Origin of the sequence: Bradyrhizobium sp. 26S5 (assembly GCF_036923295.1) — a bacterium.
Taxonomy (GTDB): domain Bacteria; phylum Pseudomonadota; class Alphaproteobacteria; order Rhizobiales; family Xanthobacteraceae; genus Bradyrhizobium; species Bradyrhizobium septentrionale.
The window spans coordinates 5,754,022-5,780,336 of the sequence record NZ_CP145948.1 but is presented as its reverse complement, the minus strand read 5'-3'; the positions used below and the strand labels follow the sequence as shown (position 1 = coordinate 5,780,336).

Sequence of the window (26,315 nt, the reverse complement as noted above, 5' to 3'; positions counted from 1 at the left end):
CCGCACGATCCGCGGCGGGTTACGGCTTCGCCTAACCCGCCCTACAGGTTTCAGTCTGATGACCGAAGACGATCCGACCGACGAGATTTCAGAGATCGAGGCGCGGATCGAGGAGCTTGCCGAGAGCGCCGAACGATCGCGGCGGATCATTCTTGGCTCGAAGATTGCGATATCAGGCGGGTTTGCGTTGCTGCTCATCGCGCTGCTTGGCCTGTTCGGAGCCGGACAGACCGCAGCGCTCGGATCGATTGCGCTGGTGCTCGGCGGCATCGTGTCGCTTGGATCGAATGTCAGCACGTTGCGGCAGACCGAGGCCGCGATCAGTACCGCCGAGGCGCGCCGCGCGCGTCTGATCGGCGGGATCGACCTGCGCCTGGTTCACGACGCGCCGCTGAAGCTGATGTGATTCATCGAGCCCGCATATTGCTGGTTGTTTCTGTTCTGCTCTCGCCAAAGCTGAATGTCAGCGGGGTCGAACCATTTCTCCTCTCGCCGCGACAAAGGGGATCGATGGCGTGGCGAGGGATTTTCATGACAAGATGGTTTGGTGCGGCGGCGATGTTGCTCATCGCCGGGCCGGCGTGCGCGGCTGACGTTGCGACATGCACGCTCGGTGCCGACAAGAGGACGGTCACGGTGACCGCCAGCAATCCCTATTCGAAGGTGATGGCCTGTGAGGTGAATTGCGATATGGCAATCCCCGGCGGCATCGCCACCGTGGTCTGCGTCAAGCCGGTGCCGGTGGGTGCGAAGGATTTCGTGATGTGCAGCGAGGTCGCCAAAGGCGACCGGGTCTACACGCGGGTGAAGGAGACCGAGGCGAATTGTCCGGATCCTTCGGCGCCGCCTGCCGGCAGCAAGGCCGAGAGCAAGGAAAAGGACGATGACGACGATGATGACGCCAAGGCCGATGAGAGGATGCAGAAGCTGATCAAGCAGGGCCAGGATTTCATCCAGCAGCAGAAGCGGAAATAGCAGGCGTAGCAGGGATGAGCCAGCGGGTCGCACGAATGCGCGCCCGATGACTCATGCGGGCTACTCGGATAAGCCGGGGTGTCCGTCGCGCGCGCCTCTTCCTAATGCGACGTCAGCGGCACGTAGTCGTACTCGCCGACGCCTTGCAGGATCAAGAACGTCAGCGACGTCGTGCCGCCGTTGGTGACGAGGTGAGGGCGGGTCGGCTTCACGGCGTAGACCTCGCCTACCTTCAGGTTCACCTCCTCCTTCGGCTCCTGCAGGAACAGCCGCATCTTTCCCGCCAGCACGTAGAACGTGTCGGAGATGTTGCTGTGGGTGTGCCACGGCACCTTCTGGGTCGGCGAGAGCTGCAGCTCGGTGATGCGGAAGCCGGGGCGGGCGGCGTGCTGGGCGCGGCGCTCGACTTCGTAGAGGTGGCTGGCATCCGTGATCGGTTGTCCTGACTTCATGGCGGCCTCCCGGAGATGGTCTTGTGCCGCGATGCTAGTCCCGTTCGGCGGAGCGCGAAACCGGCGGAATGGGCATGACGGGCAGGACGCGATAGCGTGCGTCGATGCGCAGCAGGGATGCGTAGGGCTGGTTAGCGCAAGCGTAACCCGCCGTCTTCATTCCGCGCGAGCAGTGGCGGGTTACGGCTTCGCCTAACCCGCACTACAAAAATCTGGAGGAACCAATGCCCGCAGCCTATTTCGTCGTTCGCGCCACCGTCACCGATGCGGCCAGGCGTCCGGCCTTCGACGCCTGGTATTCGCGCGAGCATCTGCCCGATGCGATGAAATCGTTCGGCGCAGAGCGGGCGTGGCGATGCTGGAGTTTCAGCGATCCATCGCTGCATCAGGCGACCTATCAGTTCGCCGACCAGGCGGCGCTGGAGCGCGCGATCAACAGCGATGACATGAAGCGGCTGGTCGCCGACTTCAACCGCGACTGGCCGGAGGTGACGCGCACGCGCGATCTCCTCGTGCTCGCGGAGGAGACGACGGCGTGATGATTGTGTGACGTCACAACGTCGCGAACACAGCTGCGATGCATCGGGTTCCGTGAAAGCTGAACGCGCGGTTCAGCGAGCGTTCAGGCCGCGGCGAAAAAACTGGCTGACGCAGTTGGTCCAACGCAGCAACAAAGGGAAACTCTCATGGAACGCCGGGATTTTCTGAAGATGGCCTTCGGTGTCGCCGCCGGTGCGGTGACGTTCGCAGCGACCGCGCAGGCCGCGCCGCTTCCGCTCAATCACGACGCACGCGCGCCGGCCGCTGGTGATGCGCATCCGGCCGTCACCACGGGCGACGAGGTCAGCCGCATGAAGCCCGAGCACGTGCGCTGGCATCACCGCCACTGGGGTTGGCGTCACCGGCACTGGCACCACAGGCATTGGGGCTGGCGCCGCCGCCATTGGCGCAGGCATCACTGGCGTCATCATCACTGGCGCCGCTGGTGACATTGACTTGATGTCAAAGAAAAACCCCGCGCGAGGCGGGGTTTTGTTTGCGCAGGTGTGCCGCGATCAGATCGGGCGGCAGCGGCCGTAGCGCCAGGCAAAGCCGTAGGGGCAGGCGCGGACGCGCGGCGCGACCACGACCGGGCCAGGCGCGACGACGACGGGGCGCTCAACCACGACCGCGCCCGGAACGACGACAACGCCACGATTTCTGACGCAGCCGCCATAGGGGCCGCGGTGCCAGCCCGGGCCGCAACCACCGGCAGCATCAGCGGCGCTGATGCCGGCGAATGCGGTCGTCACCAAAACTGCTGCTGCAAAAAGATACTTCATGTCTTCTCCTTTTTAATTGGGCCGCGCTGCGGCACCGCAACAAACTTTTACTTACCGATTCGCCCGGCCGGATCATTGCAGAAGCCGTGCCCGATGTCGCCGACCTTAATGTTGCGGACTGAATGCGACATGAATGTTGCAGCTCACGGCTGCGTCAGCGCGCCGCAAGCACGTTCAGCATCAATTTGAAATATTTCGCAGGCGCGAAGGCGATGCGCGTAAGCGGCGAGGGCGCGAGATTGCCGCGGGGCGCGCATGCCGCTTGAATGCGCGATGCTACTCGCCCGCGCCGAACAGCGCGGCGAACCGCTTCTCGCCGTTTCGCGAAAAATTGACCACGCGGCTGCCCGGCGCGGCATCCCGCGCGGCCCATTTCAGCTCCGTGAAGCGGTCCATCATCGCGGCGCCCAGCGTACCGGCGAGGTGGTGCCGCCGCTCGCTCCAGTCGAGGCAGGCCTTGCACACCGGACGGCGCGGATGCGTCAGCGCATCGGCGTCGATCTGTAGCTCCTCCGCCATGAAGCGCTTGCCTTCGCCGGTGAGCTCGATTGCCTGCTTGCTCTGGCGCACCAGCTTCTGCCGTCTCATGCTGTCGAGCATCTGCACGCCGAGATCGCCGGCGAGATGGTCGTAGCAGATGCGGGCGCGGCGCAGCGCCGGATCCTTCGGCCCGGTGCGCACCCGCATATGGCCGGCGCGGGCGGCGATGCCCTGTAGGCCTTCGAGCACGTCGGCGACGTCGGGATCAGAGAGCCGATAGTAGCGGTGGCGCCCTTGCTTCTCCGGCTCGATCAGCCCGCCAGCCTCGAGCTTGGCGAGATGCGAGCTCGCGGTCTGCGGCGTGATGCCGGCTTCCTGCGCGAGCTCGCTCGCGGTCAGCGCGCGGCCGGTCATCAGCGCGGTCAGCATGTTGCAGCGTGCGGGATCGCCGACCAAAGCGGCGATCCGGGAGATGTCGGGTCCTGCTTTCATAGTTCGATGATAGCCGAAGCATTAGTGTCGGGCAAGCGGGTAGTGTCGGCGTCGGAAGCAGGCTCGTCTTGCGCTCGCAATGACGGACAAATCAGGAGGCCGCCAATGACCATCACCGTCTTCATCCGCTACCAGCTCGATCCGTTCAAGCGCGCGATGTTCGAGGAATATTCGAAGAACTGGCTCTCGATCATTCCGCGCTGCGGCGGCGACCTGCTCGGCTATTGGATGCCGCAGGAGGGCACCAACAACATCGGCTTCGCGCTGATCTCGTTCGAAAGTCTCGCCGCCTACGAGGCCTATCGCGCGCGGCTGCGCCAGGACAGCGAGGGCATGGCGAACTTCCGCTTCGCGGAGGAAAATCGCTTCATCCTCGCGGAGGAGCGGACATTTCTGCGCAAGGTCGAGGCTTAGCCATTGCGCTTCACCGAGCACACTGGCGTGTTGCCATGCGCGTGCCTATCTCTGCGCGGCCAACGATATCAGGGAGCGACCCATGCCACTGCCAACTGCTGACAAACGCGCCGCCTTCAGGAAGCTGCACGAGAGCGGATGCTTCATCATCCCGAACCCGTTCGATGTCGGCAGCGCCCGCGCATTGCAACATCTCGGCTTCAAGGCGCTGGCGTCGACCAGCGCGGGTTTTGCCTGGACCATCGCCAAGGCCGACAACCGCGTCACCGTCGACGACGTCTGCGATCATCTGACCGCGGTGTGCGCGGCGGTCGATATTCCGGTCAACGCGGATTTCGAGGGCGGCTTTGCGGTCGAGCCCGACAAGGTCGCCGTCAACGTCGCGCGCGGCGTCAAGACCGGCGTCGCCGGGCTGTCGATCGAGGATTCCACGGGAGACGCCGCCAACCCGCTGTTCGCGCACAAGCTCGCGGTCGAGCGCATCAGGGCGGCGCGCAAGGCCATCGATGCCGACAACAGTGGCGTGCTGCTCACCGGCCGCTGCGAGGCGTTCCTGTGGGGCAAGCAGGACCTCAATCTGGTGATCGAGCGGCTGCAGGCCTATTCCGATGCCGGCGCCGACGTGCTCTATGCGCCGGGCATCAAGACCAGAGAGGAGATCTCCGCGGTCGTGAAGGCCGTAGCGCCGAAGCCGGTCAATCTCCTGATCGGCGGCCCATCCGAGCTGACGCTGCAAGCGGTCGCCGACCTCGGCGTGCGCCGGATCAGCGTCGGCGGCGCGCTGGCGCGGATGGCCTGGACCGGCGTCATGAAGGCGGCGAAGGAAATGGCCGAGAAGGGCACCTTCACCGAATTCGCCAACGGCTATCCCGGCGGCGAGCTCAACAAGATGTTCAAGTAGCCGTCACAAAAAAGCAGCGGGCCGTTTCGGCCCGCTGCTCGCGCCTGGTCAGTGTCGTCACTCGTTACTTCGCATTCTCGGCCGGCGGGGCGGCCGGCTTGTTCATGTCAGACTTGTTCATGTCAGACTTGTTCATGTCAGATGGCGGGTTGGCTGGTGCCGCAGGGCTGGCCGGCGCCGCGCCCGTGGTCATGCCGGGCTGGCTGTTCGACTTCGGCGTCACGTCGCGCATACCCGGAGGCGGCGCGGCCGGATTGACCGACTGGGTCTGCGCGGTCTGCGTCGACGGCGTCGTGCCGGCCTCGTGCACCGACGTGTTGTTCAACCCGTAGAACAGCGCGCCGAGCACCACGGCCACCGCAACTGCGAACATCGCGACCTTGGTGCTGCTGGCCGGTCCGTCCTGGAGTTCCGGATCCGGCTGCAGCTCGTTGTCCAGGCTGTTGAGGCGCGCCTGACGGCGGATTTCGTCATCGGTCAGGTTGGCGCGATACGGATCGTCAGGTTGGTAAGCCATTTCAAGGTTCCTCCGTTTGCCCCCCAAGGCTAAACGCAAAGGCTGGACGCTAAGACTAAACGCACGGGACAATCGCTGGCGCGTGAGGATGTTCCGCGCCAATGTTGCAACCCGTTCATGATGGAACCGCCGATTCCAGGTTCCGAACCTGTTCCATGAGGCCTTTTCAATGTGGACCATGCCGCCCACCGATTCGGTGCTGCACATCCTCTCGTTCATTGCGGTAGCGGCGCAGTCGATGACGGCGGCGCTAGCGGCCGGCAGACGCAGCATGGATTGGGCCGGCGTCTGCATGCTCGGCGCGATCACCGCACTCGGCGGCGGCACCATCCGCGACGTGCTGCTCGGGCATTATCCGCTGCTCTGGGTCGCGCATCCGATCTACCTCGCGATCGCGGCGGCGGGCGCTTTCGCCACCATCCTGCTGGCGCGGCTGGTGCATAGGCTCAATCTCGCCTTCCTCGTGCTCGATGCGATCGGGCTCGTGGTGTTCACCATGGCCGGCTGCGACATCGCCTGGCAGGTCGAGGCTTCGCTGCCGATCGTGATCGTCTCCGGCATGATCACCGGCTGCGCCGGCGGCGTGCTGCGCGACATCCTCTGCAACGAGGTGCCGCTGCTGTTCCGCAGCGAGCTCTACGCCAGCGTATCCGTGGTGACGGGGCTGTTCTATGCGACGGCCTTCGGCCTGCATCTCAACGACCAGATCTGGACCGTGCTGACCTTCGCCCTCGGCCTGACCTTCCGGATGCTGGCGATCCGCTACAAATGGGAGATGCCGAAATTCGTGTTTCGCGGCGAGGAGCGGTGAGGGGATTCTCGCGCCCCGGATGCAGCGCAGCGCGCTCGCGGTGCGCTGCTGAGCCGGGGCCCATGTCAGCCGCGGAGCCAGGTGGGTCCCGGTTCTGCGGAGCAGCGCTTCGCGCCGCACCGCGCCCGGGACACGATACCCTATTTCCACCGCGCTTTGGCGACCTCGTCCGCGCTGACGGCCGGTGCCGCATTGCCCCAGGCATTGCGGATGTAGGTCGCGACGTCTGCGACCTCCTGGTCGGTGAGCTTCGGATAGGCCGGCATCGAGCCTGCGTTCGGCGCGCGCGGCGTGGTCACGGTCTGGGCGCCGTCGAGGATGATGCGTAGTGTGCTCGCCGGATTGGCCGATTGCAGATTGGCGTTGCCGGGCAGCGGCGGATAGATCCGCGGCGCGCCCGAGCCGTCAAGCTCATGGCAGGCGATGCAGGCGCCGCGATAGATCCGCTCGCCATTGCTCATCTGCGCAGGCGAGGGCGGGGTGACCGCAGGCTCCGGTGCGCCGGCCGGCAGGCTCTTCAGATAGACAGCGATCGCGCGCACATCGGCGTCACTCATCTTCGAGGTCGAATTGACCACCACCTCGGACATCAGGGGGCCGGCGTGGCTGTGTCCGTTGCGGCCGCTCTGCAGATATTCTGCGATGTCACCGGCACTCCAGGATTTCAGCCCGCTGCGTTCAGCGCCATCCAGCCTCGGCGCGAACATGCCCTGCACCATGCTGCCGCCGAACGCCTGGTCGCGTCGGTCGGCGCCGAACGCATTCTTCGGCGTATGGCAGGCGCCGCAATGCGCGAGGGCTTCGACAAGATAGCGGCCGCGATTCCATTCCGTGCCCTTGCTCTGGTCCGGCTGGATGATGCCGGACGTGAAGAACAGGGCATTCCACGCCCGCATCAGCCCGCGATAGTTCAGCGGCCAGCGCAGATCTGGCGGAGGCGCCTTGTTGCTGACCGACGTGAGCGTCGCGAGATAGGCGCGGATCGCCAGGATGTCGTTGCGGATCAGTTTGGTGAAAGAGGGGTAGGGGAAGGCGGGATAATAATGCGTCCCGTCAGGCGAGACGCCGCTGCGCAGCGCGCGGAGGAAATCGTCGTCGCTCCAGCCGCCAATGCCGGTATCGCGGTCGGGGGTCAGGTTCGGCGAGAACACCGCGCCGAATGGCGTGTCGATCCGCTTGCCGCCGGCAAAGGGCTTTGCCGGGTCGGCGGTGTGGCAGCTCGCGCAGTCGCCTGATATCGCGAGCGCCTTGCCGCGGGCGATGATGTCGTCGGTGGCTTGAGCGGCGCATTCGCGGGCCGCGAACGCACCGCACAACAGCACAACGGCCAGAATCGCACCCGTCGCTCGATGTCGTCGCCGCATCCAATCATCTTCCGGTCCACAAGACGCGTTACGCCATTTCGCCACGGGCCTGTCCTGCGACAGAAACCGAAACGGCGCTCCGATATTCCCGGCACTAAGTTGCGATTTTTGGGCGACCGGCTTGGTCGCCCAGAATTGTGCTGCGCAGGCGAGAAAATCCGACATAGACTGGTTCTAACAAGTTCGGATGACTAACTAAAATGCAGTCGTCGCGACCAGCGCAAAGAGGGCTAAATGGGAATCAACCAAGGGCCTATCAGCCTCGACCAGAAATACACCCAGGGCACCGGCCACGTCTTCATGACCGGCATCCAGGCGCTGGTCCGCCTGCCCATGGCGCAGATCAGACGCGACCGCGCCGCAGGCCTCAACACGGCGGGCTTCATATCCGGCTATCGCGGTTCCCCCCTCGGCGGTTACGACCAGCAGCTGTTCGCCGCCCGCAAGCATCTCGAGCAGTACAACATCAAATTCCAGCCCGGCGTGAACGAGGATCTCGCGGCCACCGCGATCTGGGGTTCGCAGCAGCTCGCCCTGTCGCCCGGCGCCAAATATGATGGCGCGGTCGGCATCTGGTACGGCAAGGGCCCCGGCGTCGACCGCTGCGGCGACGTCTTCCGCCACGGCAATGCGGCCGGCTCCGCCAAGCATGGCGGCGTGCTTTGTCTTGCCGGCGACGACCACGGCGCAAAATCCTCCACCGTCCCGCATCAGTCCGACCACGCTTTCATCTCCGCGCTGATGCCCTACCTCTATCCCTCCAGCATCCATGAAATGATCGAGATGGGCCTCCTGGGTATCGCGATGTCGCGCTACTCGGGCTGCTGGGTCGGCATGAAGGTGATCACCGAGACGGTCGAGACCACCGCCGAGATCGACCTGACCGACGAGATGACGCCGTTCATCATTCCCCCCGATTTCGAGCTGCCGCCCGGCGGCCTCAACATCCGCTGGCCCGACGACCGTTTCGAGCAGGACCGCAGGCTGCAGGACTACAAGGGCTTTGCCGCGATCGCTTATGCCCGCGCCAACAAGGTCAACCGCATCACCATGGATTCGCCGAACGCGCGCTACGGCATCATGGCCTCGGGCAAGAGCTATGAGGACATCCGCCAGGCGCTGCGCGAACTCGGCATCACGCCTGAGATCGCCACCAAGATCGGCCTTCGCCTCTACAAGATCGGCATGCCCTGGCCCTTGGAGCCGGAAGGCGTGCGCAACTTCGCGGTCGGGCTCGAGGAGATCTTCATCGTCGAGGAGCGCCGCGAGATCGTCGAGAACCAGGTCAAGCAGGAGCTGTTCAACTGGCGCGACGACGTGCGCCCGCGCATCGTCGGCAAGATGGACGATCACGACAAGCGCTTCCTGACCTTCGCCGCCGAGCTCAGCGTGGCCTCGCTTGCAAGCTCGCTCACCGAACGGCTGCTTCGACTCAATCTCAATCCTGAGATCGCCGAGATGCTGCGCGCCAAGGCGGACTGGTTCAACGGCCGCCAGTCGACGCAGATGCAGGCGACCGCACCGGTCACCCGCACGCCGTATTTCTGCTCGGGCTGCCCGCACAACACCTCGACCAAGGTGCCGGAAGGCAGCCGCGCACTGGCCGGCATCGGCTGCCACTTCATGGCGCTGTGGATGAACCGCTCCACCGAGACCTTTACCCATATGGGCGGCGAGGGCGTGCCGTGGGTCGGCATCGCGCCGTTCACCAACGAGAACCACATCTTCGCCAATCTCGGCGACGGCACCTATTTCCACTCCGGCATCCTCGCGATCCGCCAGGCGATCGCCTCCAAGGCCAACATCACCTACAAGATCCTCTACAACGACGCGGTCGCGATGACCGGCGGCCAGCACCATGACGGCGATCTCTCGCCGCAAAAGATCACCTTCCAGCTCCACGCCGAAGGCATCCGCGAGATCTATCTGGTTTCGGAAACGCCTGACGCCTATCCGGCCGACACGATCGCGCCGGGCGTCAAGCTGTTCCATCGCGACGAGCTCGAAAACGTCCAGAAGATGTGCCGCGACACCAAGGGCACCTCGGCGATCGTGTTCGTGCAGACCTGCGCCGCCGAAAAGCGCCGCCGCCGCAAGCGCGGCCTGATGGAGGATCCGCAGCGCCGCGTGCTGATCAATCCGGCGGTCTGCGAAGGCTGTGGCGACTGCTCGGTGCAGTCGAACTGCATTTCGGTCGAACCGCTGGAGACCGAGCTCGGGCGCAAGCGCACCATCAACCAGTCGACCTGCAACAAGGACTATTCCTGCGTGAAGGGATTCTGCCCGTCCTTCGTCACGGTCGACGGCGGCAAGCTCAGGCGGCGCGCGCCGCCGGATCTCGATCTCGGTGCGATCGGCGATCTGCCGGAGCCGGCATCGAAGCCTGCGCTCGACCGGCCCTACAACATCGCGGTCGGCGGCGTCGGCGGCACCGGCGTGCTGACCATCGGCGCGCTGCTCGGCATGGCCGCTCATATCGAGGGCAAGGCCTCGATGATCCTCGACATGTCCGGCCTCGCGCAGAAGGGCGGCGCGGTGCTGAGCCACGTCCGGCTCTCCGAGCACACCGCCGACGTGACTTGTTCGCGCATCGTGACCGGCACGGCCGATCTGGTGCTCGCCGCCGACGAGGTCGTGGCGGCCTCGAAGGACACCATCACGCTGTGCGATGCCAGCCGCACCGTCGGCATCATCAACAGCCACGTGATCCCGACCGCGGATTTCATCCTCAACCGTGACTTCAACTTCCAGAGCCGCAAGGTCAACAGTGTGCTGGAGACCGAGCTGCGCAAGGACTCCGCCTTCTTCGACTTCACCAAGCCGGCCGAGGCGCTGCTCGGCGACAGCATCGCCACCAACATCATGATGATGGGTTTTGCCTATCAGCGCGGATTGCTGCCGCTGTCGGCGGAAGCGATCCAGCAGGCGATCGAGGTTAACGGCGTCTCGATCAAGATGAACACGCAGGCGTTCCAGCTCGGCCGCCTGGCCGCGGCCGATCCGGCGCGGCTCGCCGCGATGATGAAGGCCGACGACGAGGTCGTGCCGCCGAAGACGCTGGATGCGATGTCGCTCGACGAGATCATCACCCATCGCATGGCGCTCCTGACCAATTACCAGAACGCGCGCTTGGCAAAGCGCTATCGCAAGCTGGTCGACCAGGTGCGCGACGTCGCCACCAAGGGCGGCTATGGCGAGGCGCTGCCGCGCGCGGTTGCGATCAATTACGCAAAGCTGCTCGCCTACAAGGACGAGTACGAGGTTGCGCGGCTGTTCACCGATGGCCGCTTCGAGAAGCAGCTGCGCGACCAGTTCGAGGGCGAGTTCAAGTTCAACTTCAATCTCGCGCCGCCGATCCTCGGAGGCGGGCTGGATGCGCAGGGCCGTCCGAAGAAGCGCGCCTTCGGTTCGTGGATGATGTCGGCCTTCAGGGTGATGGCGCGGTTCCGCTTCCTGCGCGGCACGCCGCTCGACATCTTCGGCTACAACGCCGACCGCAAGCTCGAGCGCGATCTGATCGCGGGCTACGAGAAGGATGTCGCGACGGTGCTGGGTCTGCTGTCGCCGCTCAATCACGACATCGCGGTCGAATTGCTGTCGCTGCCCGAGCGCATCCGCGGCTACGGCCCGGTGAAGGACAAGGCGATCAACGAGGCGAAGGTTCGCTACGCGCAACTCGCCGCCGACCTCGCCAACCCGCCGCCCGCGCCGCGGCAGATGGCGGCGGAGTAGGCGTAGCCACATAACGGATGTCGTCCCGGGCAAGCGGAGCGCGACCCGGGACCCATAACCACCGCAGTTCATTGTTGCGCGATGCTGGGGCCACAGCTTCATCTCGCAACGGAGCCCTGTGGTTATGGGTCCCGGCTTTCGCCGGGACGACACCTGTTGTGTCGGCCGCACGGTGCAGACGCCGACAGTCTCACCTGACGGAATATTTCTGCGCTTGCCAAGGCTGCTACGGCGGTTCAGAAAAACGCTGGAGCCAGGAAACGCCAGCGGAGAGCGATTTGACCATCAAGGGCAAGGCCTACATTGCCGGGATCTACGAACATCCCACCCGGCATGCACCCGATAAATCAACAGCACAGCTTCACGCCGAGGTCGCCAAGGGCGCGATCGAGGATGCCGGGCTCACCAAGGACGACATCGACGGCTATTTCTGCGCCGGCGACGCGCCGGGCGGGCTGTGGCCGATGGTCGATTATCTCGGCCTCAACACCAGGAAGCTGCGTCACATCGACTCCACCGAGACCGGCGGCTGTTCCTATCTGATCCATCTCGGCCACGCCGCCGAGGCGATCGCTGCGGGCAAATGCTCGGTCGCGCTGGTCACGCTGGCAGGCAAGCCGCGCACCGGCCCGATGCCGCCGCGCGCCTCCGGTGCCGAGGCCGATTTCGAATCCGCCTACGGGGCTACCACGCACAATGCCTATGGCATGTGTGCCATGCGCCATATGCACGACTACGGCACCACCTCCGAGCAGCTCGCCTGGATCAAGGTCGCGGCCTCGCATCACGCGCAATACAATCCGCATGCGATGCTGAAGGAGGTCGTCACCGTCGAGGACGTGCTGAACTCGCCGATGATCTCCGATCCGCTGCACCGGATGGATTGCTGCGTCGTCACCGACGGCGGCGGCGCGATGATCGTCACCACGCCCGAGATTGCGAAGAGCCTGAAGAAGCCGCTGGTGCGCCTGATCGGTCATGGCGAGGCGGCGAAGGGCCCGCGCGGCGGCAAGGATCTCGACCTGACGTATTCCGCCGGCGTGTGGTCCGGCCCGCGCGCCTTCGAGGAAGCGCGCGTGACGCCTGATGACATCAAATACGCCTCGATCTATGACAGCTTCACCATCACTGTGCTGATGCAGCTCGAGGATCTCGGCTTCTGCAAGAAGGGCGAGGGCGGCAAGTTCGTCGCCGACGGCAATCTGATCTCGGGCGTCGGCAAGTTGCCGTTCAACACCGACGGCGGCGGGCTGTGCAGCAACCATCCCGTCAATCGTGGCGGCATGACGAAAATCCTCGAGGCTGTGCGCCAGTTGCGCGGCGAGGCGCATCCGAAGGTGCAGGTGAAGAACTGCGACCTCGCGATCGCCCACGGCACCGGCGGTCTGCTCGGCGTTCGCCACGCCGCCTCAACCTGCATTCTGGAGCGTGCGTGATGTCTGAAGCGAAGAAGTACAATGCCCCCGTGACCAACCCGGAGACCGCGCCGTTCTGGGAAGCGGCGAAGGCGGGCAAGTTCATGATCAAGCGCTGCACCACCTGCGGCGAAGCGCATTACTTCCCGCGCGCGATCTGCCCGTTCTGCTTCTCCGACAAGACGGTGTGGGAGGAATCAAGCGGCGAGGCCACGGTCTACACCTACAGCCTGATGCGGAAGTCGCCGACCGGTCCGTATGCGATCGCCTATGTGACGCTGAAGGAAGGCCCGTCGCTGCAGACCAACATCGTCGATTGCGATCTGGAGAAGGTGAAGATCGGCCAGAAGGTGAAGGTGGTGTGGAAGCCGACCGACGGCGCCCCGCTGCCGTTCTTCACGCCGGCCTAGCCTCAAAAGTACCTTCCCCCCTTGCGGGGGAAGGTGGCAGCCGAAGGCTGCCGGAAGAGGGGTTCTTTCCACGAGAGAGATGAGTGTGAGGAGACAACCCCTCTCCCAAATGAGTTTGCGTTTGATGCCGGTGTAGCCCTCTCCCACAAGGGGAGAGGGCACTTCAACGGGCACCGTCGAGAGAAGAAGTTCGGGGAGAAAACAACAATGCCGATCGTGTACGAACAGCTGATGGCCCTGAAAAATCTCGGCCAGAAATACAGCTACGGCGACCGCGAGGTGATGCTGTACGCCTATGGCATCGGGCTCGGCGCCGATCCGATGGACGAGAAGGAGCTCGCCTTCGTCAATGAGGGCGTGCTGACGCCGCGTCCGCTCAAGGTGGTGCCGACGTTTGCCTCGGTCGCGGCCTGGGGCGCCGGTCCCGGCGAGATGAACCTCAACCGCGTGATGGTGGTTGACGGCGAGCGCGACATCACCTTCCACAAGCCGTTCGCGACCGCGGCCCACATCACCGCCGACTCGACCGTGCTCGACGTGTTCGACAAGGGCAAGGACAAGGGCGCGGTGATCCGCCACCAGACCGTGCTGAAGGACGAGAAGGGCGAGAAGCTCGCAACGCTGGTCGCCTCGCGCTTCGCCCGCGGCGATGGCGGCTTCGGCGGCCCGTCGGACGGCCAGCCCGAACCGCACAAAGTGCCGGAGCGCGCGCCGGACAAGGTCGTCGACATCACTACGCGGCCCGACCAGGCGCTGGTCTACCGGCTCTGCGGCGACCGCAACCCGCTGCACTCCGACCCGGAGTTCGCTAGGAAGGCCGGCTTCCCGCGGCCGATCCTGCACGGCATGTGCACCTACGGCATCACCTGCCGCGGCGTGCTGCAGACCTATGCCGACTACGATCCATCCGCCTTCAAGCAGCACGTGGCGCGGTTTTCCTCGCCGGTGTTTCCCGGCGAGACCGTGACCATGGAGCTGTGGAAGGACGGCAACGTCGTATCGTTCGAAGCCAAGGTGAAATCGCGCGGCGTCACCGTGATCAAGAGCGGCAAGACGGTGCTGGCGTAGCTCTCGTGCCCCGGACGCAGCGCAGCGCGCAAGCGGTGCGATGCAGAGCCGGGGCCCAGTCGCCGGGTGTGGGTCCCGGCTCTGCGAAGCAGCGTTTCACGCTGCATCGCGTCCGGGACACGATAACAACGGAGAAACAACCATGGGATTGCTCGACGGCAAGGTGGCGCTGATCACGGGCGCCGGCGGCGGACTGGGGGAGGCCTACGCAAAGCTGTTCGCGCGCGAGGGCGCGGCGGTCGTCGTCAACGATCTCGGCGGTCCGCGCGACGGCTCGGGCTCCGACAAGTCGATGGCCGACAAGGTGGTCGACGCGATCAAGGCCGAGGGCGGCCGCGCGGTTGCCAATGGCGCCGACATCTCGACCTTGGCCGGCGGCCAGTCGGTGTTCGACGACGCCATCAAGCATTTCGGCCGCGCCGACATCCTGGTCAACAACGCCGGCATCCTGCTCGACGAGACCTTCCACAAGGCCAAGGAAGCCAACTGGGACAGGGTGATGAAGGTGCATCTGAAGGGCACCTTCTGCTGCACCCAGCCGGTGTTCAAATGGATGCGCGACAATGGCGGCGGCGTCATCGTCAACACGTCGTCGACCTCGGGCCTGATCGGCAATTTCGGCCAGACCAATTACGGCGCGGCCAAGGGCGGCATCTGGGGCCTCTCCAACGTGCTGGCGATCGAGGGCCGCAAGTACAACATCCGGATCTGGACGCTGGCGCCGGGCGCGCTGACCCGAATGACCGCAGACCTGCCCCGCTACAAGGAGAACCCGGGCGCGGCGCTCGGGCCTGATGGCATCGCGCCGGCCGTGCTGTACATGGTCAGCGACTTGTCGGGCGACCACACCGGCAAGGTTCTCGGCGTCTCCGGCCCGCGCGGCGTCCGCGAGATGCGGATGATGGAAATGGAGGGCTGGAAGCCGCCGTTTACCGGCTGGAAGGCCGAGGATATCGCCACCCACGCCAAGGAGATCTTCTTCTCCGAGGAGCAGATCAGGATGGGCGCGCGGCGGTTTTAGGCTAAAACGTCATTCCGGGATGGTCCGAAGGACCAGACCCGGAATCTCGAGATTCCGGGTCCGCCCTCACGGGCGCCCCGGAATGACGAAAGAGGATAGAGGCAGATAATGACAAGACTCACCGCCCAGGCCGCAGGAACCTTTGCCATCGCGCCGACCCCGTTCCACGACGACGGCCGCATCGACGAGGCATCGATCGACCGGCTGACCGATTTCTACACCGAGGTCGGCTGCGACGGCGTCACGGTGCTGGGCATTTTGGGCGAGGCACCGAAGCTCGATGCCGCCGAGGCCGAGCAGGTTGCGCTGCGCTTCGTCAAGCGCGCCAGGAAGCTTCAGGTGATCGTCGGCGTCTCGGCGCCGGGCTTTGCCACGATGCGCTCGCTGGCGAAGAAGTCGATGGATGCGGGCGCCGCCGGCGTGATGATCGCGCCGCCGCCGCATCTGCGCACCGACGACCAGATCATCGGTTACTTCAAGCAGGCCCAGGAGGCGATCGGCGACGATATTCCCTGGGTGCTGCAGGATTATCCGCTGACGCTGACCGTCGTGTTCACGCCCGCGGTGGTCCGCAAGATCGTGATGGATTCGCCGTCCTGCGTGATGCTCAAGCACGAGGACTGGCCGGGCCTGGAGAAGATCTCGACGCTGCGCAACTTCCAGAAGGACGGTTCGCTGCGGCCGCTGTCCATTTTGGTGGGCAATGGCGGCCTGTTCCTCGATTTCGAGATGGAGCGCGGCGCCGACGGTGCGATGACCGGCTATGCTTTCCCGGAGTTGCTGATCGACGTCGTCAACCTGTCGAAGGCCGGCAAACGCGATGCCGCGCACGACCTGTTCGACGCGCATCTGCCGCTGATCCGCTACGAGCAGCAGCCCGGCGTCGGGCTGACGGTGCGCAAATACGTGCTGCAGAAGCGCGGCATCATCTCGTCCAGCGCCCAGCGCAAGCCGGGGGCGGTGATCACGCCGCAGGCGAGGGCGGAAGTCGACTATCTGCTCTCCCGCGTGGCGCGGGTCGATCGCCGCGCCAATCTGCAACCGCAATCCAGTGCAGCAGGCTAATCATGACCGAGATCGTTGCTCCGCGCCTTGCCTCGACCGTGCTGTTGCTGCGTGACGGCACGTCAGCGCGCGAAATTGAAATCTTCATGATGGTCCGCCATCACCAGATCGAGTTCAACTCGGGCGCGCTGGTGTTTCCGGGCGGCAGCGTCGACAAGAACGACAAGGAGATCGCGGCCGATCCGGCGCTCTATTCGGGCGGGGAAGGGCTCGACGCCGACGCGCTCGGCTTCCGCATCGCGGGGATCCGCGAGACTTTTGAGGAAAGCGGCATCCTGCTGGCGCGGCCGCAGGGCTCGAAGGATCTGGTCGATGCCAGGCGCGCGAGCGAGATCGCGACCGCGCATCGCGCGGCCCTGAACGAAGGCAAGATCACCTTCCACAAGGTGCTGACCGACAACGGCATGGTGTTGGCGCTCGACGCGCTCGTGCCTTACGCGCACTGGATCACGCCGGAGGGCATGCCGAAGCGGTTCGATACCTGGTTCTTCCTCGCCGCCGCACCGCCGGAGCAGCTCGGCGCCCATGACGGTAAGGAATCCACCGACTCGATCTGGGTATCGTCGCGCGAGGCGCTGGAGGGCGGCGAGACCGGCCGCTTCAAGCTGCCGTTCCCGACCACGCGCAATTTGATCAAGCTCGGCAAGCAGCCGAATGTCGGCGCCGCGCTCGCCGACAGCAAGGGCAAGCCGATCGTCGCGGTGATGCCCGTGATGACCAAGACCGCCACCGGCCGCCAGCTCCGCATCCCCAAGGAAGCGGGCTACGACGGCGAGGTGTTCGAGGTCGGGGCGCTGGGGTAGTCCCGTCCTCGCACAGACCCGTCATCCTGAGGTGCGCCCCGTTGGGCGCCTCGAAGGATCGACGGCCACCAGCCGGGCCGCGCATCCTTCGAGGCTCGCTCCGCTCGCACCTCAGGATGACGGTTCGGCATCTTCACACTTCGATCTGTAACGAAGGAGCGGCGCAACACATTCGATGTCGTCCCGGCCTAGTGCGCAATTGCGCACGGGAGCCGGGACCCATAGCCGCCGATGTTCATTGTTGCGCGACGCTGGGGCCTCACCTTTTTCCAACAACGAAGCCCTGTGGTTATGGGTCCCGGCTTTCGCCGGGACGACGATGGGAAAGAGAGTCGCTTTTTTCCACACTTCGGCCTGTAGCGAAGCATCATTGCTTCCCGCCGACGTAGGCTCCGTCTCAACATCGAGACGGAATCTGCAACATGACCGCCACCACATCGCGACAACCCGGCATGGCCTCCGAACTGGCCCTGCTGCTCGCGCTCGCCACCCTGTGGGGCGGCTCCTACACCTTCATCAAGCTCGGCGTTGCGACCATCCCGCCGATCACGCTGATCGCGGCGCGCACCGCGATCGCGGGGCTGCTGCTGCTCGTCATCATGCAGATGCGCGGCGTGACGATGCCGACGGATGGCGCGACCTGGCGCCGCTTCATCTTCCAGGCCTGCCTGAACAGCGTGATCCCATGGACGCTGATCGCCTGGGGCGAGCGCTACGTCGATGCCGGGCTCGCCACCATCCTCAACTCGGCCTCGCCGATCTTTACCTTCCTGTTCACCGCCGCTATCACCCGCCATGAGGCGGCGAGCCCGCGCAAACTGTTCGGGGTGATCGCCGGCATGGCCGGCATCTGCCTGATCGTCGGCGTCGATGCATTCCGCGATCTCGGCGCGGGGATCGTGGCCGAGGTCGCGATCGTCGCCGCCACCATCTGCTACGCCTGCGCTGCGATCTTCAGCCGCGGTTTCAAGGGGCTCGACCCGATGGCGCCGGCGGCGGGCTCGCTGATCGCGGGCGCCGCGATCCTCACGCCGCTCAGCCTCGCCGTCGAACAGCCGTGGACGCTGTCGCCGTCGACGAGCTCGCTGCTCGCTCTGCTGGCGCTTGCGGTGTTCTCGACCGCGATCGCCTTCGTGATTTACTTTCGCCTGATCCAGACCCTCGGCTCGGTCGGCACCACGGCGCAGGCCTATTTGCGGGTGCCGATCGGCGTTGCGCTCAGTGTCGTTTTTCTAGGCGAACGGCTGAGCCCGACGGCGTGGATCGGGCTCGCCTGCGTCGTGATCGGCGTCGCCGCGATGACGATTCCGGTGCGAAGGATCGCAACGGCCTGAGGTCATCGCCGCGATGACGATTCCGGCGCGAAGGATCGCCACGGCCTGAAGTTTCGCCAGCCGAAACCGGCGCCTTGCTGCCGCCGGCCAATCCCTGCATCCTGCCCGAAACGAAGATCAAGGTTGCGGAAACGGGACGATGCTGCGGCGGATCAGCCTCATTGCCGGTGCGTGCGCGGTGTTGCTGGCGATGGCGGGCGCGGTGCGTGCACAGGATTTTCCGAGCCGGCCGATCCGCATCGTGCTTCCCTATGCACCGGGCAGCGTCGCCGACGTGTTCGCGCGCATCGTCGCGCAGGACATGCAGGAGCAGTGGAAGGGCACGATCGTCGTCGAGGCCAAATCCGGCGCCAACGGCTCGATCGCGGCCGAGGAGGTCGCGCGCGCCGCGCCCGACGGCTATACGTGGCTGTTGGTGACGACCTTCTTCACCGCAAGCCCGGCGCTCAGCACGCAGCTGCGCTGGGACCCGGTGAAAGACTTCGCGCCGGTCGGCCAGATCTGCCTCGCGCCGAACTTCTTCATCGTGCCGGCCTCGCTGCCGGTGAAAACCGTCGCCGACTACGTCGCGCTTGCCAAGGCCAAGCCGGGCACGGTGAACTACAGCCATCCCGGCAAGGGCTCGACCGGCCATCTCGGCTTCGAGCTGTTCAAGCGGCTTGCCGGGATCGACGTCACGCCGATCGGCTATCGCGGCTATCCGAAGATGGTGCCCGACATCGCAAGCGGCCTGATCACCTCGAGCTTCCTGTCGGCCAACCAGGCGCTGGCCCAGGTGCAGTCCGGCAGCATCCGGATCATCGGCGCGATCAGCGACGGCCGCTCGAAATATTTCCCGATGTGCCGACCTTGGCCGAGCAGGGCTATGCCGAGGCACAGGTGACGCCGTGGTTCGGCTTCGTGGTGCCGTCAGCGACGCCGCGGCCGGTGGTCGAACGCATCAGCGCGGCGCTGGAAACGGCGCTGGCCTCCGCCGCGGTGCGGCAGAAGCTCGATGTCGCCGGCTGCGACGCCAGGAGTGCGCCGCTTGGGCGCTTCGCCGACATCATCAAGGCGGATGTCGCCCTCTGGGCCAGGGTGGTCAAGGAAGCCGGCATCCCGCCCGACTAGGCCCGACGTCGCCCTGTGCCGGAATCAGCCACCGGCTGCTATCATCGGGGTGACACAGATCACACCGCCGGCCGGCTCAGCCGCCTAGCATGTTTACCCAAAGCCCGTGTTTTCCCGTATATTGGGCGTATTGGACCCCGGCCTTGATGACATGACCGCTGAATTGCCGCCGAATTCGCAAGCGCCGCGTGCGTTCTCCCTCTCAATTGGCCAGCTCACATTCGGCAGCTTCCTGCTGGTGCTGGCTGTGATCATCATCACATCCACGGCCAGCGTCATCGCGATCCGCCACATCGATACGACCTTCGCCGAGCTGCAGCGGCTGCAAAGCGTCGGCGACATCGCCGAGGACATCGACCGCCGCACCAACGAGCTGCGGCTGGCGGCGCGGGACTTCGTCACCGAGCCCGGCAGCCAGTCGCAGTCGGCCCAGGTCGCGCAGGCGGCCCAGTCGCTGAGCGAAATCCTGAAAAAGACCCGGATCGAGCTGGCGCCCGAGCAGCAGGATATGATCGACGGCGTCACCCAGCGGCTGGCGACCTATCGCGGCGGGATCGAGCGTATCTCGGCGCTGCTCAGCCGCCGCGCCGAGATCGTCGCCGGGCTGCCGGCGCTGCGCGACGCCTTCGACAAGGCGGTCGACTCGAGCGGCGATGCGGCGCTGGCCAACGCGCTGTCACAGGACCAGAGCCGGATTGCCACCGCGCTCCTGGCGCACAACACGTCCGCCGCGGAGCAGGCCGCGCAAAGCATGCGGGCGATGACCGTCACCGACCCCGCCTTGCGCCGCGCCGTCGACAATTATGCCGAGGCGATCATCGCGGTCTCGGTCCGCGAGGGCCAGATCGCCGACATCGACCGAGAGGTGCTCGGCGCCGAAGGCCGGCTGATTCAGAAGGTGACCGAGCTGTTGCGCGAACTCTCCAGCCGTCGCGGCTATGTGCTGGCGCGCGATTTTGCGCGGACGCTGGCGGAAGCGAAATGGCAGAGCATCGTGCTCGGCACGGCGGGCGTGCTGATCGGCCTGTTCGCCTCGGTGCTGGTGGTTCGCCGCACCGTCCGCCCGCTCGCCAGGATCGCCGGATCGATCCGCAAGGTCGCGGGCGGCGAGAAAAGCGCGTTCATTCCCGGCGCCGATCTCGACAATGAGATCGGCGACATCGCGCGCGCCGCCGAAGTGTTCCGCCAGACCCTGGTCGACGCCGACAGCGCCCGTGAGGCGGCGCTGCGCGCGCTCGCCGAGCAGCGGCTTGCCGAGGAGAGCTACCACAAGCTGTTCGAGGCGTCGGTCGAGGGCATCTACGTCACGACGCCGGGCGGCACGCTGCTCAACGCCAATCCGGCGCTGGCACGCATGATGGGCTATGCCACGCCGCAGGACCTGATCAACGGCATCGACGACATCGCAACCACCGTCTATGTCGATCCGGCGGCGCGGGAGCAGTACCAGAAGCTGATGCAGCGCGACGGCACGGTGCGCGACTACGAATATCAGGTGCGCGCGCGCGACGGCACCATATTGTGGCTGTCGGATTCCGCGACCGTCGTACGCAACGACGAGGGCGAGGTGGTCCGCTACGAGGGCACGGTGCGGGACATCACCGACCAGAAGCGCGCCGAAGACGCCATCGCCGAAGGCCGTCGCATGCTGCAGATGGTCATCGACACGGTGCCCGCCGTCATCAACGTCAAGAACAGCGAGCTGCGCTATGTGATGATGAACCGCTACATGGCGGGAATCTTCGGCATCGACCCGCAGGACGCGCTCGGCCAGACCACCGCCGAGCTGATGTCGCGCTACGGCGCGGCCAAGACCGACGAGAACGACAAGCGCGTGCTGTCGGTGCGGCGCGAGCTCGGCTTCTATGAAGAGGAGTACAAGGACTCGGCCGGCAACATGCGGCAATGGCTGGTCAACAAGCTGCCGATCCTGGACTCGCAGGGTGACATCGAGAACATCGTCACTGTCGCGCTCGACATCGGCGATCGCAAGCGCTCCGAGCAGGAGATGCGCAAGGCAAAGGACTCCGCCGAGGCCGCGCTGCGCAATCTGCGCGAGACCCAGAATTCGCTGATCGAGGCCGAGAAGCTCGCCGCGCTCGGCCGCCTGGTGGCCGGCGTCGCCCACGAGGTCAACAATCCCGTCGGCATCAGCCTGACGGTGGCCTCCGCGCTGGAGCGCAAGACCGCGATCTTCGCGACCCAGGTCGAGCGCGGCGATTTGCGCCGCTCCAGCCTCAACGATTTCCTCAACACGGCGCGCGACGCGTCCTCGCAGCTCGTCGCCAACCTCAATCGCGCCGCGGAGCTGATCCAGTCGTTCAAGCAGGTCGCCGCCGACCGCAACTATTCGGACCAGCGCACCTTCGATCTCGGCGACCTCACCGAGCAGGTGGTGATGAGTCTGCGGCCCGGCCTGCGCAAGCAAAATCTGACGCTCAACGTCGATTGCGAGCCGAACCTGATCATGAATTCCTATCCGGGGCCGTACGGCCAGGTGCTGACCAACCTGTTCCTCAACGCGGTCGCGCATGCGTTCCCGGACGGCAAGGCCGGCGAGGTCGAGATCCAGGTGCATGCGTCCGGCGGCGACAATGTCGAGGTGATCTTCGCCGACAATGGCTGCGGCATGAGCCTCGATGTCCGCCGCCGCGCCTTCGATCCGTTCTTCACGACGCGGCGCGACCAGGGCGGCACCGGCCTCGGCCTCCACATCGTCTACAGCATCGTCACCACGCGGCTCGGCGGACGGCTCTCGCTCGACTCCGCGCCGGGCAACGGCACCCGCATCCAGATGATCCTGCCGCGCGTCGCGCCGCTGGAGCAGGCCGCGGAGTAGGTGGGACTCGCGGTGGCCGGAACGTCATTCGCTTTTGCTCCGTCATCCTGAGGTGCGAGCGGAGCGAGCCTCGAAGGATGCACGGTCCGGCCGGTGGCCGTCGATCCTTCGAGACGCGCGCAAGAGCGCGCTCCTCAGGATGACGGGATCTTCCAGCGAGCTAGTTGATATCCGCGAGCTTGTGCAGCGTGGCGCTGAAGATCAGGCTGGCCTTGCCGACCAGCGCGGTGCCGCTCATTGTGCCGCGGGTGTCGGTGAAGGTGCCGGAGACGCCGATGCCGACCGGGGCGGGCCCGCCGAACAGCGGGTTGTCGGTGTCGCGCGGCGTGGTGTGGCGTTGCACAAGGACCTCGCCCTTGAAGGCGTCACCTTTCACCGTGTAGCTGCCGGTGTAATATAGGTAGGCGTCGCCGCCCAGAATCTGGCCGTCGCGGAAGAGAATGACGCCGCTGCCCTTGCCGACGCGACCGTCCAGCAGGGTGACGTGAATTGAATAGAGCCCGTTCTTCATGACGTCCCGTTTGCTGGCCGCCGCGCCCACGGCAAGCCAGTTGGTTTTTTATGCCAAAGCGAGCAACCTCGTGCAATGCGGCAGGTTGATTCCCGGGTCTCCCCCGTTCGGGTAACCCTCGGTTCCTGCCAGGCAGTGTGACGGCGCGATGACAGCGGACCGTGCGCGCGAATCAAAGTGGCCCGCGAAATGCATAGCTCTGGTTGCACTGGCCGGTGAGTGCTGGAGCGAACACATGACAGACTGGATTGAGTCGGGCGGCCGTTTGGCGCGCCCTCGCAGTGCCAATGGAACTTCGGCCCGTCGTGCGGGCCTCATGATGGTGGTCCTCGGGTTGACGATGTCGGTGTTGGTGGCCGCCGTGCAAATCGCGCAGGCGCGCGATCCCGATGGCCGCTACGCCAATTCGCCGCTCAAGGAATGGTTCGACCGTCTGCGCAGCGGCAAGGGGCCGTGCTGCTCGGATGCCGACGGCAGCGCGGTCAGCGATGTCGATTGGGAGTCCAAGGACGGGCACTATCGCGTGCGGCTCGATGGTGCCTGGATCGACGTCCCCGACGAGGCTGTGGTCACCGAGCCCAACCGGGTCGGCCGCGCCATGGTCTGGCCGATCAAGAGCTACATGGGCGTGACGATCCGCTGTTTCATGCCGGGCAGCATGACGTAGCGAAGCGGTTCGTCGCTCACACGTATTTCTTGTCGCGCTCGAGCAGTTCGATCGAGATGCCCTGCGGGCCGCGGATGAAGCAGATCCGCACGCCGGGGCGGATCGTGGTCGGCTCCTTGGTGAACTCGACACCCTTGGCCTTGATCTCTGCCGCGACCGCGTCGATGTCCTTCACGGTCAGTCCGAAATGATCGAGCCCCTGATAGGGCGTCACCGGCGCGGCGTTGACGCCGTCGCCTTGCGTCACCTCGGCGATGAACACCTTGGCGCCGCCGAGCTGGACGTCGATCCGGCCGGGGCCGCGGATGATCTCGCCGCCGAGAATGTCGCGCAGCCAGGTTGCGGTGGCCTCGGGATCGGGGCTGCGCAGATGGACGTGGTCCCAGGTGACGACAGGCATTGCGATCTCCTTGTTGTTCTTGCGCCGCTGGAGGGCACGGCACGCGCTCTCGCGCGCGAACGTAGCGAGCGGCCCGCCGTGACGCCATCCCTCCGTCACCACAGTCGCAAGATTGTCGTCCCGGAATGAAACCATTCCGCCCGTCAGCGATTGTTTCTCGCGTGGCCGCTCGACCTGCGGCCGTCCGGAAGCCGCTTGGCGCGATGCCTGCGTGGCTTCCTCGGTGTGCGGCGGCTCGATCGGGCGTCCAGGGGGTGAGGGCACCACGATGCAGATCGGCTTGTCGTTTCAAAGGACTGCCGCCGGACGTCTCGGTCAGGGCGGCTTCTATGCCAGCCTGCTGCTGTCGGTCATCGCCATTGCCGGGATCGCCGCGTGGTTCATGCTCCCTGAGCCGAGCGATGCCGGGGACCAGGAGCTGTGGCCGATCTCGCCCGCCGTCATCCGCACTGCGCAGTACACATCGACCGAGGCCGAGCCCGCTCAGCCCGCAAAGGCCGCCCCAACCGCGCCGGCAGATGAGCCGGCCACAGTCGGCATGGCGACCGCCCCGCAGGCGATGGAGGCGGCGAAGCCGTCCGAGTCCGGCGCCGAACGGTCACCGCTGGAGAAGCTGCGGATCGCCTCGCAATCATGGCGGCGCGGCGGGCTGGGCTCGAAGGCGCTGGTGACCCTGACGCTGCGCAACGCCAATGATTTCGCGGTCAAGGACATCGAGATCGCCTGCGCCTTCATCCGCCGCGACGGCAGCCCCCTGACCGAGCGCAAGCGGCTGATATCAGACACCATTGCCATGAAAAGCCGCAAGACCTACTCGCGGATGCTGATCGGGTTCGTCAACGTTAACGCAAGCAAGGCGAAATGCTCTGTCGTGACCGCCAGCCGTGTTTAATCCCCATTCCCGAAAAAGTGACCGGGAATTGACTTGCCGGGTGAACCGTAACGGCCAGGCAGGAACTAACTAATAAGCCGACCGTTAGAGAACGACCCGGGAGCGCGACGGCGTCTGTCCGGGTGATCATGCGCAGACGATGAGTTCGTTGCGCGATGACTGATGTCGTCGCGTCGAGATGAACCGCGCCCGAGGCGCGGGGGGAGCTTCCAAATGCCTGTGGCGCGTTATTTCCTGTACATGGGTGGTGTGCTGCTTGCGCTGCTCTTCGTCGTCAACCTCGTGGTGCCGCAAGAGGCCGTCGTCACCAGCCAGGGCCTGTCGTCGCCCGGCGTCGACAAGACCATGGTGCGCATCAAGTCGACCCAGAAATTGCCGGAGCGGGTGGTGTACGACACCAGTGTGCCGGCCATCGCTCCGTCGCAGGTGAATGTGGTGGCCGCTGCAGCCCCGCCGGCTGACCGCGATGCGTCGGCGCAGTCCCGCGTCCGCAATACGTTCGCCCAGTTCATTCCGCCGGAGAAGGCTGACGCGGGCAAGGGGCCGGTCGTGGCCGAAGCCAAGCCGGCCGAGCAGCCGGCGCAGGCCCAGCCGCAGGCACCGAAAAAGCGCAAGGTCGCGCGGTACCACCCCCATCCCCAGCAGCCGATGCGGCTGGCGCAGCCCGGGATGTACCAGCCCTACCGTATCGCGCAGCAGCAGCCGCGCATGGGCTTCTTTGGCGGCTTCGGGACCTGGTAAGCGGGATCTCCGTAGCCCACATCGATACGCCGCCGCGAATGCTCGCGGCGGCGTTTTCATGTCCGCGATAACAGGCCGGTCGCCGGTCGCCGATTGCGCAGGTGCCGCGCTACGCGGTTACCGCGGCAGGCGCGGAATCTTGTCGGCAAAACCGTTGTAGCAGGTCAGCCGTTCGTCCTCTTCCTTGACGAAGCGGCATTCATTGACGCCCTTGGCAGGCGCCGCCTTCGGCTTGGGCTGCGGCTTGAAGATCTCGTCGTAGCAGAGCAGCCGCTCCTTGGTGGCGTCGTCGATGTCGCCGCAGGCCTGGAGCTTCTGCGCGACCGATTGCGGCTTGCCCGGCGCGGGCGGCTTCTCGCCCTTCTTGGCCGCCGGCTTCTTGCCGACCTGGACCAGCGGCTTGTCGCCGATCATGGGCTGGGCGGCCGCCGCCGGCTTGTCGGCCGCGGCAGGTGGGGTGGTGCCTTGGGCAAGCGCGGCAGCCGGATACAGGAGCGCCAGCGCGAGAATGATCTGTCTCATGTCGAAATGTCCGAAATGGCGTGATGACCGAAGGAGGGCGCCAGGGTCGGAAAGGCC

Annotated in this window: 27 protein-coding genes and 1 pseudogene; 20 read left to right on the top strand and 8 right to left on the bottom strand. The window is 65.5% G+C overall.

What is annotated here, in order from left to right; genetic code table 11:
• Positions 1-58 precede the first annotated feature (58 nt).
• Positions 59-406: a hypothetical protein gene (locus V5279_RS27125; protein ID WP_166297306.1), complete on the top strand. Its 348-nt coding sequence runs from the start codon at positions 59-61 to the stop codon at positions 404-406.
• A gap of 125 nt (positions 407-531) precedes the next feature.
• Positions 532-975, top strand: coding sequence for a hypothetical protein (locus tag V5279_RS27120; RefSeq protein ID WP_166297304.1), 444 nt, complete (start codon positions 532-534; stop codon positions 973-975).
• Between the two features lie 101 nt (positions 976-1,076).
• Here V5279_RS27120 and V5279_RS27115 read toward each other — a convergent pair whose 3' ends face one another.
• A complete protein-coding gene (locus tag V5279_RS27115) occupies positions 1,077-1,427 on the bottom strand; it encodes a cupin domain-containing protein (protein ID WP_166297302.1) in 351 nt (116 codons plus the stop codon).
• 224 nt (positions 1,428-1,651) lie between these two features.
• Here V5279_RS27115 and V5279_RS27110 point away from each other — a divergent pair, with 224 nt between their 5' ends.
• Positions 1,652-1,966 (top strand): hypothetical protein, encoded by a 315-nt coding sequence (locus tag V5279_RS27110; protein WP_338689720.1) that lies wholly within the window; start codon positions 1,652-1,654, stop codon positions 1,964-1,966.
• A 147-nt stretch (positions 1,967-2,113) separates the two neighbouring features.
• Positions 2,114-2,416: a twin-arginine translocation signal domain-containing protein gene (locus V5279_RS27105; RefSeq protein ID WP_338689718.1), complete on the top strand. Its 303-nt coding sequence runs from the start codon at positions 2,114-2,116 to the stop codon at positions 2,414-2,416.
• Between the two features lie 66 nt (positions 2,417-2,482).
• Here V5279_RS27105 and V5279_RS27100 read toward each other — a convergent pair whose 3' ends face one another.
• The gene (locus tag V5279_RS27100; RefSeq protein WP_166297296.1) at positions 2,483-2,749 is read right to left on the bottom strand and encodes a GCG_CRPN prefix-to-repeats domain-containing protein; all 267 of its coding nucleotides are present in this window, start codon (positions 2,747-2,749) and stop codon (positions 2,483-2,485) included.
• Between the two features lie 276 nt (positions 2,750-3,025).
• A complete protein-coding gene (locus V5279_RS27095; protein WP_050402286.1) occupies positions 3,026-3,721 on the bottom strand; it encodes an ArsR/SmtB family transcription factor in 696 nt (231 codons plus the stop codon).
• A 105-nt stretch (positions 3,722-3,826) separates the two neighbouring features.
• On the opposite strand from V5279_RS27095, the gene V5279_RS27090 reads away from it, so the two are divergent.
• Both V5279_RS27090 and V5279_RS27085 read left to right on the top strand, forming a co-directional pair.
• Entirely contained in the window at positions 3,827-4,135 is a 309-nt protein-coding gene (locus tag V5279_RS27090) for an NIPSNAP family protein (protein WP_166297294.1), read from the top strand.
• An 82-nt stretch (positions 4,136-4,217) separates the two neighbouring features.
• On the top strand, positions 4,218-5,036 hold the full coding sequence (locus V5279_RS27085; RefSeq protein WP_338689708.1) for an isocitrate lyase/phosphoenolpyruvate mutase family protein: 819 nt from the start codon (positions 4,218-4,220) through the stop codon (positions 5,034-5,036).
• Positions 5,037-5,100: 64 nt separating this feature from the next.
• Here V5279_RS27085 and V5279_RS27080 read toward each other — a convergent pair whose 3' ends face one another.
• Entirely contained in the window at positions 5,101-5,553 is a 453-nt protein-coding gene (locus V5279_RS27080; protein ID WP_338689706.1) for a hypothetical protein, read from the bottom strand.
• A 169-nt stretch (positions 5,554-5,722) separates the two neighbouring features.
• Between V5279_RS27080 and V5279_RS27075 the strand changes: the two genes are divergently transcribed.
• Positions 5,723-6,364, top strand: a complete 642-nt coding sequence (locus tag V5279_RS27075; protein WP_338689704.1) for a trimeric intracellular cation channel family protein — start codon at positions 5,723-5,725, stop codon at positions 6,362-6,364.
• Positions 6,365-6,504: 140 nt separating this feature from the next.
• On the opposite strand, the gene V5279_RS27070 is transcribed toward V5279_RS27075, so the two are convergent.
• Positions 6,505-7,728 carry a cytochrome c gene (locus V5279_RS27070; RefSeq protein WP_338689702.1) on the bottom strand — a complete coding sequence of 408 codons (1,224 nt, stop codon included), beginning with the start codon at positions 7,726-7,728 and terminating at the stop codon, positions 6,505-6,507.
• A gap of 234 nt (positions 7,729-7,962) precedes the next feature.
• On the opposite strand from V5279_RS27070, the gene V5279_RS27065 reads away from it, so the two are divergent.
• The 10 genes and pseudogenes from V5279_RS27065 to V5279_RS27015 all read left to right on the top strand — a co-directional run bounded on the left by V5279_RS27065 (position 7,963) and on the right by V5279_RS27015 (position 22,525).
• Entirely contained in the window at positions 7,963-11,460 is a 3,498-nt protein-coding gene (locus tag V5279_RS27065) for an indolepyruvate ferredoxin oxidoreductase family protein (protein WP_338689700.1), read from the top strand.
• Between the two features lie 278 nt (positions 11,461-11,738).
• Positions 11,739-12,896, top strand: coding sequence for a thiolase domain-containing protein (locus V5279_RS27060; protein ID WP_338689697.1), 1,158 nt, complete (start codon positions 11,739-11,741; stop codon positions 12,894-12,896).
• A complete protein-coding gene (locus V5279_RS27055; RefSeq protein WP_092114941.1) occupies positions 12,896-13,285 on the top strand; it encodes a Zn-ribbon domain-containing OB-fold protein in 390 nt (129 codons plus the stop codon). The genes V5279_RS27060 and V5279_RS27055 overlap by 1 nt, the downstream gene beginning before the upstream one ends.
• A gap of 207 nt (positions 13,286-13,492) precedes the next feature.
• Positions 13,493-14,353, top strand: coding sequence for a MaoC family dehydratase (locus tag V5279_RS27050; RefSeq protein ID WP_338689688.1), 861 nt, complete (start codon positions 13,493-13,495; stop codon positions 14,351-14,353).
• A 142-nt stretch (positions 14,354-14,495) separates the two neighbouring features.
• Positions 14,496-15,374 (top strand): SDR family oxidoreductase, encoded by an 879-nt coding sequence (locus V5279_RS27045; protein ID WP_338689686.1) that lies wholly within the window; start codon positions 14,496-14,498, stop codon positions 15,372-15,374.
• A 108-nt stretch (positions 15,375-15,482) separates the two neighbouring features.
• A complete protein-coding gene (locus V5279_RS27040) occupies positions 15,483-16,439 on the top strand; it encodes a dihydrodipicolinate synthase family protein (RefSeq protein WP_338689684.1) in 957 nt (318 codons plus the stop codon).
• Between the two features lie 2 nt (positions 16,440-16,441).
• Positions 16,442-17,242, top strand: coding sequence for an NUDIX hydrolase (locus V5279_RS27035; RefSeq protein ID WP_338689682.1), 801 nt, complete (start codon positions 16,442-16,444; stop codon positions 17,240-17,242).
• A 422-nt stretch (positions 17,243-17,664) separates the two neighbouring features.
• Positions 17,665-18,576: a DMT family transporter gene (locus tag V5279_RS27030; protein ID WP_338689681.1), complete on the top strand. Its 912-nt coding sequence runs from the start codon at positions 17,665-17,667 to the stop codon at positions 18,574-18,576.
• 139 nt (positions 18,577-18,715) lie between these two features.
• A pseudogene (locus tag V5279_RS27025) lies at positions 18,716-19,686 on the top strand (Bug family tripartite tricarboxylate transporter substrate binding protein).
• Between the two features lie 151 nt (positions 19,687-19,837).
• On the top strand, positions 19,838-22,525 hold the full coding sequence (locus V5279_RS27015; RefSeq protein ID WP_338689675.1) for a PAS domain S-box protein: 2,688 nt from the start codon (positions 19,838-19,840) through the stop codon (positions 22,523-22,525).
• Positions 22,526-22,685: 160 nt separating this feature from the next.
• On the opposite strand, the gene V5279_RS27010 is transcribed toward V5279_RS27015, so the two are convergent.
• Complete coding sequence (locus tag V5279_RS27010; protein WP_029081700.1) at positions 22,686-23,036, bottom strand: GrlR family regulatory protein; 351 nt, start codon at positions 23,034-23,036, stop codon at positions 22,686-22,688.
• A 235-nt stretch (positions 23,037-23,271) separates the two neighbouring features.
• Here V5279_RS27010 and V5279_RS27005 point away from each other — a divergent pair, with 235 nt between their 5' ends.
• Entirely contained in the window at positions 23,272-23,703 is a 432-nt protein-coding gene (locus V5279_RS27005) for a hypothetical protein (protein WP_414645839.1), read from the top strand.
• Positions 23,704-23,719: 16 nt separating this feature from the next.
• Here the strand turns inward: V5279_RS27005 and V5279_RS27000 are convergent, their stop codons facing one another.
• Positions 23,720-24,103: a VOC family protein gene (locus V5279_RS27000; protein ID WP_166215683.1), complete on the bottom strand. Its 384-nt coding sequence runs from the start codon at positions 24,101-24,103 to the stop codon at positions 23,720-23,722.
• Positions 24,104-24,314: 211 nt separating this feature from the next.
• Between V5279_RS27000 and V5279_RS26995 the strand changes: the two genes are divergently transcribed.
• Both V5279_RS26995 and V5279_RS26990 read left to right on the top strand, forming a co-directional pair.
• The gene (locus V5279_RS26995; RefSeq protein WP_338689672.1) at positions 24,315-24,995 is read left to right on the top strand and encodes a hypothetical protein; all 681 of its coding nucleotides are present in this window, start codon (positions 24,315-24,317) and stop codon (positions 24,993-24,995) included.
• 213 nt (positions 24,996-25,208) lie between these two features.
• Positions 25,209-25,736 (top strand): hypothetical protein, encoded by a 528-nt coding sequence (locus V5279_RS26990; protein ID WP_029081697.1) that lies wholly within the window; start codon positions 25,209-25,211, stop codon positions 25,734-25,736.
• Positions 25,737-25,853: 117 nt separating this feature from the next.
• Here the strand turns inward: V5279_RS26990 and V5279_RS26985 are convergent, their stop codons facing one another.
• Positions 25,854-26,258 (bottom strand): hypothetical protein, encoded by a 405-nt coding sequence (locus tag V5279_RS26985; RefSeq protein WP_166205860.1) that lies wholly within the window; start codon positions 26,256-26,258, stop codon positions 25,854-25,856.
• Positions 26,259-26,315: the final 57 nt, after the last annotated feature.